Here is a 9901-nt window from a genome sequence, read left to right on the forward strand (position 1 = left end):
TGGGGAGATGGGGAGATGGGGGGAATTATTCTTCGGAAGCTGCGAAAAATACAGTTATCAAAGATAATTGGTTGGGTATTACTTCTGGAGAAGAGTTTCCGAATAAAACTTCTGCTTTCGGTGTTTCGGTATTTAATGCAACGAATACAACTATTAACCGTAATCGTATTGCTAATCATGAAGGGAGCGCAATTATTACTGGAAAATTCGCAGAAAATACTCAAATTACAGAAAATATTATAGTCGGTAACGGAATTGCGGGAATGCCCGATGCAATTAGATTAGAAGGTAATATAAATAATTCTCAAGTTTCATCAAATTTAATTTGCGCTAACGATGGTAGTGGTGTTTACTTATTTAAGCCAGAAGGCTCAGTACAAATACAGTCAAATAATATTAAATATAATGGTAAACGCTTGCGACGGGCTGGTGTTTACTTAATGGGTAAAAATCATCAAGTAATTAATAACCAAATTACCAATCAAACAGGTTCCGGGGTTGTAGTTACAGCTTATCCCGACAGCGAAAAAAACATTATTAGAAATAACAGCTTTGCTAATATCGAAGGATTGAGTATCGACCTCAACACCAGACATAATGCAGGAGTACGGGATTTTCAACGTGGAGACGGTCCCAACCCACCCCGAAATTCCGGAAATCGTCGTTTAGATACAGCAAACCGAGCTATCAACGCACCAGAATTTCTCAGTTCCGAATTTATAGTTATTAACGGTAAAGTAAACATCGATGGTAAAGCCGACCCAGGTAGCGAAATTGACATTTACCGCGTTGTTGATAATAATAAACAGCAAATAGATTTATACCCCGCTTATTCAGCATTAGGGGAAGTAATTGCTAAAGTCAAAACCGATGACAAAGGAAGATTTCAAACTACATTCACAAACCTGCAACCGGGGGAGATGATCAGCGCGATCGCAACTGATCCAAAATACGGCACCTCGGAAGCAGCAGGCAACGCAATAATTAAATCTGTCAGTAATTCCGAAATTCAAAATCCACAAATCCAAAATTTTGAAAATCCTACCTGTACAACTCGTCCAGTAACACCACCACCAGTAATACCCGAACCAACACCAGAACCAGAGCCACCCAAACCAGAACCAATTCGTTTAAGGGTACCCAGAAACATTCACTTTGCATTAGATAAAGACTTTATCAGCTCTAATAGTGGAGAAATTCTGGATAAAATTGCCGAAGTCATGGAGCAATATCCCACCATAGTGATCGAACTACAGGGACATACCGACTCCCGCGCTAGTGATGCTTATAACCAATATTTAGCAAAAAGAAGAGCTACAAATGCGAGAAATTACTTAATTAAAAAAGGTATCCCACCCGAAAAAATGACAATACGTTCCTTTGGGGAAAGGAAATTAAGAACAGAGGAAAATAACCGTGTTGATTACGCTCGTAACCGTCGTGTAGAGGTGATTTTCTTTGATGTTAGGGGTATAGATATCGAATTTGAAAATCAGGAAGGAGATTTGCAGATAGAACAGTAATCATAACCACACCCACCAACAATGTCCCCGTAACCCCATCCACCAATCATGTCCCCGTAACTAAAACCCACACCCACCAATCATGTAGAGACGTAGCACTGCTACGTCTCCCAACATCCCGAACGTAACAGATAACCCCAGCATCTAGGACAACCACAGCCGAGATAATGAGACGTTGCACTGCAACGTCTCTACATGAATCCCGAATATAAATTAGAAAATATAATTATGAGGCAACCAAAATTTCAGGGTAAATACCGAGTTGAATCAATCCGTTTACCAGACTACGACTATAGCGCAAATGGTTGGTATTTTGTGACAATTTGTACCAAAAATTGCATTTATCATTTGGGTAACTGTGTTGTTTCAGGCAAAGTACAGCTAACACCAATCGGTGAAATCGCCCAACAATATTTTATAGATATTCCTAATCATGCAAAACATACCTACGTAGACGCATATGTAGTTATGCCCAACCATGTCCATGGAATTGTAGTTATCAATAAACCCACCGATGTTGGAATTTTATCTAAAAATAAACCGCAAACGGACATGATAAAAAATGAATTTATGTCCAAAATATCTCCGACACCAGGCTCCTTAAGTACTATTATCCGTTCTTATAAATCTGCCGTTACGCGGTGGTGTAATCGCAATCAACATGAATATTTTGCATGGCAAGAACGTTTTTATGAAAGTATTATTCGCGCTGATGATTCCATAGATAGAATTCGCCAATACATTATTAATAACCCCGCTAAATGGGAACAGGACAAAAATAATCCCCCAGATTTATGGATGTAGCCCGAATACAAAATAACCATTACCACACCCACCAATAATATGTAACCAAAATACAACGTAAAATAGCCTAAATTACACCCACCAATAATGTAGAGACGTAGCACTGCTACGTCTCCCAGCGTCCCGAAAACAACAGACAACCCCAACCACACCCACCAGATAAACCCAACCAATAGATGTTAACCACAGCCGAGATACGGAGACGTTGCAGTGCAACGTCTCTACATGAATCTTGAATACAATACAAAATATCTTGTAAATAGTAATTACACGGAAGTCAGGAGCTATAAATAAAAGTTTTAATACCAATGTAAAAGCAACTTTAAATCATCTTTATATTTACAGCAATTATCAGTAATATTTGGTACTTAAACAATGAAATCTTTATTTAAAAATAATACCACCAAAAGCAAAATCCCAAAACTTGGACTGGGAGCAGGAGTATGTATTGTCAGTGCAATAACAATCGCAACCACTAGTCCAGTAAATGCTCAAGTTGCTATAACCAGCCTTGATGCTACCTATCAAACAGGAACTTCTAGCAGTTATGATACTACAGTTGCCAATCCATGTAGCCCTGGCAATTATCCCGGTGGTTGCGATAGTAATATCAATATGCAATTTGGGGTTGGTACTAGTAATGACCTGAAATTATCTGGATTTAAGGTTGGAACGCAAAGTTACTCTTTAATACAACTAGCTGACAGTGTTGCATTTCGACGTGTAAACGGACAGGGTGCAACAGGAGAACGACAACTTGTTTTCTTTGAATACAACACAAACAACCAAATAAAGTCTTCTTACACGAATACAATGGCAGAAGCAATGCTCAGTACCATCATTAACCGAGGTATTGATAATGCTTTCTCCAATGATAATAGTACCGCTAGTAATAATATTGAGCGGATAGATTATATTATTTCCGCCGGATTAGCAGTTCCCAGCGCTAATCTTGGTGATATTGGCTTTTTAATTCTCGAACGAGGTGGCAATGATCCATTCAAGATTGCTGCAATTACCTCTTTAGATGCAAATGGAAAACCAGCTAGTTTTGGTCTGTTGAAATCAGTTGCAACTAGTACTTGGGGAAAGATTGGTCCGAATGTCCAAACTGCTGTAATGCGTCGTGAGGAAAGTGAAACAGCATTTAGACCTTCTCACCTTGTCACTTCACAAACCATATCCGGTGTTTACGTTTCAATTGCATCACTGGATATTCCTCCAGGTGAAAAAATTTATGGTTATGCTCTTTTCCCTAATGATATTACTGCTAGTAATGATCTAATTAATCTGACTAACTTTCCCACCGATACCTCTGGTGCATCTGGTGAAGGGGGATTAGATTTAATGGCTGGTGGGGGAATTTTCATGCTCAATAGTCTAACGACTGTCTCCGGTACTCTCTACGAAGACACAGATGGTGATAAAAACTTAGGTGGAACTGAACCCAAACTACCAGCAAATATTAGTGTAAATCTTCTTGATACCAACAACAATATCATCACTACTACCAACACAGATAATAACGGTAACTACACCTTCACAGGAGTCAGCAATGGCACTTACAAAATCCAAGTTGATACCACAGATACTGATATTCCCAGTGGTTACACCTTGAGGACACCGAATGATTTATCTGTAACAGTTTCCGGTAGTGCGGTTACAAATCAAAACTTTGGTTTTGATAAACCTTCTGCAAATCGTCCCCTCGGTTCCCCCTTCACCTGCAATGCAACTTTTTACATCACTATTGGTAATACTGGTGGTCCTCAACAGTTATACGATCTTAATCGTTCCGGTTCAACCTTTACCTTTGATCCCAGAGGTTCTGCAACAGATACATCTGGTGGTTATCCTGCTAAGTTTGACTACAATGCCTTGGCGTATAATCCCGTAGATAATTACCTTTATGCTTATATCAACAGTTCAGCAGCAACTAGCGGTCCTTATAGTTCTGGTAATGTAGTTAAAATCGGTAGCGATGGTGTTTTACATTCCCTTGGTAAACCCACTAACAATAACAACGATACCTTGTCAGGAGGCTTTTTTGCTGCAACAATTCTCTCCGATGGAACTTATGTAATTGGTGGAGGTGGTAAATTTGCAACTATTGATCTCACTACTACTCCCCCAACCATCACAAATCCTCAAACAACTGTTTCCGGATTAACTTTCAATGATTTCGCTGTAGATCCCAAAGATCCTGCTAGTTTAAGCGGAAAAAGGGTTTATATGGTTAATGAAAATGGTACTCAAGACAGGTTAGTTATTCTCGATCTAACTACTTTTCCTCCCCAAATTACTAGCCAAGCAACTAATCCCACCGGACAAAACCATAATGCTGGTTCTCAGTTTGTCGATGCTTTTGGTACTCTTTACTATCGCAGTAATACCGATAATAAGTTATATCGGGTAAACACAGACCCCAACAGCCCCGATTATGGAAAAGCAACCGAAATTACCACTGCTCCTTCTGGTGGTAATCATGATGGTGCTAGCTGTTTATTTGCTACGGCGATGGAAAAGGAAGTACAAGATCAAGATGGTAATTTGATTACCGAAATTCCCGCAGGTGAGACTGTGAAATATGTTTACAAAATTGCCACTGGTAATGTTCTTGATTTAAATGGTGTCACATTTACGGACGATTTGCGTTCTGTAACTGGTGGTAGTCCGATTAATGGTAAATATACAGGTAATGTTAGCGTTTCTAATGGTACTGGGAATGTTAGTTTTAGCAACGATAATCAAACCTTGGCAATTACTAATTTAACTTTACCTGGTCAAGTCGTAAATCAAGACACAAATGGTAATCCGGTTTTGGAATCATTAACTATTACCGCAGAAGTAACCGTACCCAAAACCACAACACCAGGTACTTACAATAACCAATCATTCTTAACTAACTTACCGCTGCAATATCCCCCTTCTATACCTTCTGATTATCCACGTTCTCCTGCTTTTGAAGACCCAACTCCCTTAGATGTAACAGAAGCAATTGCTACTAATCCCAACGTCCTGTTAATCAAACGTATCACCAAAATTAACGATGGTACTACTACTAACGCTGGTGATAACCTTGCTACTTATAACCAAGAAGAATCCAACCCCTACGACGATAATAAAGTAGAAATCACAGAACTACCTCAAAAACGTGAAGATCCAAAACCGGATACCGATAAATGGGTTGATACTACCTCAGACACAAGCAGTACCTTCCTAATTGGTGGAATCAACGGTGGAAAAGTCAAGCCCGATGACGAAATCGAATATACTATCTACTTCCTCTCTGCTGGAGACACCGAAGCCAAAAGCGTACTAGTTTGCGATCGCGTTCCCTCAAATGTTACCTTCATTCCCAACAGCTTTAATAATCAAACTCAAGCAACGGCAGGATCACAAAATTCAGATAGAGGTATTTTGTGGTTTAAAAATGGTAATACACAATCTTTGACCAATGTCAAGGATGGTGATGCAGCGCAATACTTCCCTCCTGGTGTTGAACCTTCTACTGTTTATCCCAATATTAAGTGTGATGGTACGAATACCAACGGTGCGGTTGTGGTGAATTTGGAGAATTTACCTAACGCTACAGCACCCGGTACAACTGGTTCCTATGGGTTTGTTCGTTTCCGAGGAAAGGTAAAGTAATCGGTACGTGATGTAGAGACGTAAAACTTTACGTCTCCCGACGTTACACAGACAACGAACCATTCAAAATTAATGCGGTTATCCCCCACTAACAGGAGGAATCAAAACCACTTCATCCCCATCATGTAAAAGGGTATCTGGTTCAACAAAATTTAAATTTACACCAAAGCGCGTTACATCCCGCCATTTTTCTAGTTCGGGATGTTCTGCAATTAAATATTCTCTTACCTGTAATACCGAAGTATTTTCAGGAAATTCTAATGTTAATTCTGGTACATTATAAGCTTCTTGATAAGCTGCGAATAATTTAACCATGATTTTGATCGAATTGGACATGGGCAATAGGTTAGAGGTTAAAGGTTAAAGGTTAAAAATTTTGTAGTTTGACTTTCCATGTATAAGAATTATTATTATCGAAAAGGGGAAAAGCATTTCATTCTTTAGATAGTATGTTATTCTTCTAGCGTCTTCTAAGCTGATAAGCAATTCCTTACACGGCTAAAAGAAAAGAATATGAGTGAAGATAAAGCAAAAAATCAAGCTGAAAAGAACAATCCCAAAGAAAAGGCACCGGAATTAAGTCCGGAATTACTGGACAAAATCAAGCATCCCCCATCAATCTACAGCACAATCCGTAACCAATCTCCCGAAGAACTCAAAAATAACCCCGCAGTATCACCAGAAATGCTTGATGATTAAGGTTAAAGGTTAAAGGTTAAAGGTCAAAGGTAATTAATAACTCCTAACTCCGGTGGTACCGTACAGACGTAGCAGTGCTACGTGTCTACAACAGCTCCTAACTCCTAACTCTTATATGCTCCCTCTCATCTACTCCGACGAATTTCTCGAACATTTAACAGGAAGAGAACATCCCGAAAAACCAGAACGTTTAAAAGCTATTACTTCGGCTTTGAAGGAGGCTGCTTTTTCCGCACAAATTGAATGGCGATCGCCAACTTCTGTAAAGGAAAATTCGCCGGTTCCTTTGATTGAGGAAATCCATTCACCGCAATATATCCGTAAAATTAAGGAGATTGCCCAGGATGGCGGTGGTTTTTTGGATACAGATACTTATGTTTCTCCCCGCAGTTATGATGTGGCTTTATTAGCGGTAAATGCTTGGCTGGATGGAGTAAATGTTGTAGTTGAAACTGGTAAACCTGCTTTTGTATTAGCACGTCCTCCGGGACATCATGCGGAAAGCGATTATGGGATGGGATTCTGTTTGTTTTCCAATGCAGCGATTTCTGCTTTCCAAGCTTTGAAAAAGCCGGGAATTAACCGCGTTGCTATTCTTGATTGGGATGTACATCACGGTAACGGAACTCAAGCAATTGTCGAAAATAATCCCCAAATTGCTTACTGTTCGCTGCATCAATATCCTTGTTTTCCCGGAACTGGCAAATCTTCAGAACGGGGTATAGATAATAATGTATTAAATTTACCGATTCCTCCCGGTAGCGACATTGGTATTTATCAACCAGCATTTGAGAAAGAAGTAGTGCCGTTTTTATCAAACTTTCAGCCAGATTTACTTATAGTCAGTGCTGGTTACGATGCCAATGCTGATGACCCCTTAGCAAGGATAAATTTACAACCAAAAAACTACGGTTTATTTACGCAATATTGCTTAAAAGTAACGTCAAAAATTTTATTCGGTTTAGAAGGTGGTTACGATTTACCAGCACTTTCTCAATCAGTGGTAGCAACGATTGAAAGGTGTTTAAATTGGTAATGGGTAATGGGTAATGGGTAATTGGTAATTGGTAATTGGTAATTGGTAATTGGTAATTGGTAATGGGTTGGTAATTAACAACTGTCAACTCTCAACTGTCAACTGTCTCCTAACTCCTAACTCTTCACTGTTAAGACTTTCTTCAAATACTTCCAAATCGAACCAAAATGTGGTACCGATACCAACTTCGCTAACCAAAAATACTCTACTGCGATGTTTATCTTCGAGAATATTTCTCACAATTGATAATCCTAAACCCGTACCTTCAAGGGTATGAACTAGATTTTCAACGCGAAAAAAACGGTCGAAAATCGCTTGTTGATCTTCGGTACCGATACCAATCCCTGTATCGCAAATTTCTACACGGACATGGGGCGGTGTTGCTCTGTGTAATTCTTGCTGCGAGCGGAGTTGGTAAACGCGGAGTGCGACTTTTCCACCGGCTTTGGTAAATTTGAGTGCATTACCGATTAGATTTGCTAATACTTGCAGTAATAAATCGTAATGTCCCCTTACTAAAGGTAAATTTGGAGCGATATCTTGAATTAACTCAATACCTTTATCTCTAGCATTTAATTGGTAGGTACGTAGAGTTTGTTCGACTGCTTGTCCTAAATCGACTCCATCTAAACTATAGCTGCGTCCGGATTCCAATTTTGATAAATCTAATACATCATTAACTAAACGAGTCAGTCTATCTGTTTCATTATTAACAGTTTGTAAAAATTCTTGTCGCTGTTCTACACCCAAATCTTCACCAAATTCGTGCAAGGTTTCAATAAAAGATTTGATATTAAATAAAGGTGTTCGTAATTCGTGGGAAACGTTACTAATAAATTGACTTTTTGCTTCATTAAGTTCTACTTCACGAGTGATATCTTGGATGGTAATTGCAATACCTTTGATGCTTTCTCGCTGCTGATTAATTACCGTAGTTAAAAGAATACGAATAGTTCTTTTTACTGGTTGATTTATCGTAATTCTAAATTCGGCGCTTTCTAGCTCTCCCGCTGTCATTTGGTGCAAATAGCGGTTAATTTCTAACTGCATTTGTGAAGGTAAATGTTCCAATATGGTATTACCAACCACTTGCGTTTCTTCCCAACCAAAAATTCTTTTTGCTGTAGAATTGACTAATACAACCTGCATCTCGTTGTCAATCAAAACCGCACCATCGGCAATAGTAGAAACCAAAGTTTCCAGCTTAGCTTTTTCAGCAGTTAATTCTTCAATATTTTGTTCTTCATAGCGTTCCAAACGCTCAGCCATTTCGTTAAAGTTAATAATTAATTCTTTGAGTTCTCCTGAAAATTGTAATTCAATGCGCTGCTTAAAATTTCCTGCTGCAATTTGTTTTACCCCCGCTAATAATTCCTTAATTGGCTTAGTAATAGTCAAAGCATTAATTACCCCTCCTAAAATTACCATTACCCAAATTGAAATAAACACCGCGATTGTGACATCACGGGTAAAATTAGTAGAAATTACAGCAGTTTGATTGGGATTAATCCCAATTGCCAACACACCCAAATATTTACCATTTGCCTTCAGAGGGACAAACACATCAGTAACTTCCCCATCCGGCGAACTATGATGACGCACCATTGGCTTTTCCACGTCAGCAGCGTAGTCTTCGGGTAGTTCAATCCTGCGTTTAATAGTCAGGGAATTTCCTACTTCTGGTTCCCAAAAAGGAATGCCAAAAAAGATTTTTCCAGTTTCATCAGCATAAAGCATATAGCGCACACTAGAAGTACTGCTGTAGAAACGTTGAGAGAACTGTGCGACCTCAGTATAATTTTCATCAGCCAGAAAAGGTGCAACATTTGCAGCTAGCAACAAACCCAAATCTCGCCCAAAGCGGGTGTCATTTAGACGTGCATCCTGCTGAATCGTATTTACCGCCCAAAACGTCAAACCGCTCATCACCAAGGATACAACCAAGGTGACAGCCGCCAACAGCCTAGTTTGGAGATTAAAATCCGACCACCAATTGGCGATCGCGTCTTGAATTGTTTTTAAAAGAACCAGCATTTTAAAATAAGTTGTCGTAGTTTTTTTTTAAGACAACCCCAACAACTAAAAGTTAACAGCTAAGTTGACCAATGGGGATGGGGGGATGGTAAGCCACTCTCGTGCGGAGGAACACGACCGTTGAGAGAAGTGGCGCAACCCGAAGGGGGGGACA

At 39.4% G+C, this 9901-nt stretch carries 8 protein-coding genes; 5 read left to right on the forward strand and 3 right to left on the reverse strand.

What is annotated here, in order from left to right; translation table 11 throughout:
- A partial coding sequence (locus tag IQ247_RS29505) for an OmpA family protein (protein WP_193925432.1) occupies window positions 1-1523 on the forward strand: 1523 nt, incomplete at its 5' end.
- Between the two features lie 46 nt (window positions 1524-1569).
- Here IQ247_RS29505 and IQ247_RS33270 read toward each other — a convergent pair.
- Entirely contained in the window at window positions 1570-1704 is a 135-nt protein-coding gene (locus IQ247_RS33270; protein ID WP_265579714.1) for a hypothetical protein, read from the reverse strand.
- 47 nt (window positions 1705-1751) lie between these two features.
- On the opposite strand from IQ247_RS33270, the gene IQ247_RS29510 reads away from it, so the two are divergent.
- Together IQ247_RS29510 and IQ247_RS29515 are read left to right on the forward strand one after the other, a co-directional pair.
- On the forward strand, window positions 1752-2327 hold the full coding sequence (locus IQ247_RS29510) for a transposase (protein WP_193925434.1): 576 nt from the start codon (window positions 1752-1754) through the stop codon (window positions 2325-2327).
- Window positions 2328-2702: 375 nt separating this feature from the next.
- Complete coding sequence (locus tag IQ247_RS29515; protein ID WP_193925436.1) at window positions 2703-5978, forward strand: DUF6923 family protein; 3276 nt, start codon at window positions 2703-2705, stop codon at window positions 5976-5978.
- A gap of 78 nt (window positions 5979-6056) precedes the next feature.
- Here IQ247_RS29515 and IQ247_RS29520 read toward each other — a convergent pair whose 3' ends face one another.
- Window positions 6057-6314, reverse strand: coding sequence for a MoaD/ThiS family protein (locus IQ247_RS29520; protein WP_193925437.1), 258 nt, complete (start codon window positions 6312-6314; stop codon window positions 6057-6059).
- 177 nt (window positions 6315-6491) lie between these two features.
- Between IQ247_RS29520 and IQ247_RS29525 the strand changes: the two genes are divergently transcribed.
- Window positions 6492-6677, forward strand: coding sequence for a hypothetical protein (locus IQ247_RS29525; RefSeq protein ID WP_193925439.1), 186 nt, complete (start codon window positions 6492-6494; stop codon window positions 6675-6677).
- 115 nt (window positions 6678-6792) lie between these two features.
- Entirely contained in the window at window positions 6793-7713 is a 921-nt protein-coding gene (locus IQ247_RS29530) for a histone deacetylase family protein (RefSeq protein WP_193925441.1), read from the forward strand.
- 84 nt (window positions 7714-7797) lie between these two features.
- Here IQ247_RS29530 and nblS read toward each other — a convergent pair whose 3' ends face one another.
- Entirely contained in the window at window positions 7798-9747 is a 1950-nt protein-coding gene (nblS, locus tag IQ247_RS29535) for a two-component system sensor histidine kinase NblS (RefSeq protein WP_193925443.1), read from the reverse strand.
- Window positions 9748-9901: the final 154 nt, after the last annotated feature.

Source organism: Plectonema cf. radiosum LEGE 06105 (assembly GCF_015207665.1).
Lineage (GTDB): Bacteria > Cyanobacteriota > Cyanobacteriia > Cyanobacteriales > Nostocaceae > Rivularia > Rivularia radiosa_A.